Here is a 595-nt window from a genome sequence, read left to right as displayed (position 1 = left end):
GAACAGCATCGTGAACACGAGGAACCAGATATAGACGTTGCGGCCACGGAAGTAGTCGCTCTCCTTGGATAGCGGATACGCCATGATGACCGTCAGGATGAAGTTAAGCGCGCCGCCGACGGCTACCCGTACGACCGACATGCCGAAGGCGTCCCAAAACTTGCCGAGCGCCAGGACCGTGCCGTAGGCGCTCACGCTGAACTCGACCGGCAGCAGACTGACCGTGAACTGGGAGGCCGGTCCCTCTCCGCTCAGCGACACCATGGCGATGTGCCAAATGGGCAAGAGGCAGAGCAGCGAGACGAGGGCGAGGCCGATAGTGTTGAAGATATCGAAGGGCTGGAGCTTGCGCAGCCGTCCGTGCATGGTATGACCCCCGATCCGTAGAGATGTTCGTTGCACTAGAAAATACGGTAATTGGCATACTTGCTGGCCAGCCGGTACGACAGGACGATCAGGGCGAAGCCAATCACCGACTTGATGAGGCCAATCGCCGTCGCCAGACCATATTGCGCCTGGATGAGGCCCATTCGGTAGATGTAGGTATCGATGATGTCCGTCGAGCTGATGACCATCGGATTGTACAGGTTGAAGA

General features: G+C 58.2%; 2 pseudogenes. Both read right to left on the bottom strand.

Going from position 1 to position 595, the window contains the following annotated elements:
• Positions 1 to 366, bottom strand: a pseudogene (locus PA598K_RS37015) (carbohydrate ABC transporter permease); the annotation flags it as partial.
• 35 nt (positions 367 to 401) lie between these two features.
• Positions 402 to 595 (bottom strand): annotated as a pseudogene (locus tag PA598K_RS35320) (sugar ABC transporter permease); the annotation flags it as partial.

It is taken from the genome of Paenibacillus sp. 598K, assembly GCF_003851045.1.
Lineage (GTDB): Bacteria > Bacillota > Bacilli > Paenibacillales > Paenibacillaceae > Paenibacillus_D.
This window is presented reverse-complemented; position numbering and strand designations above follow the sequence as displayed.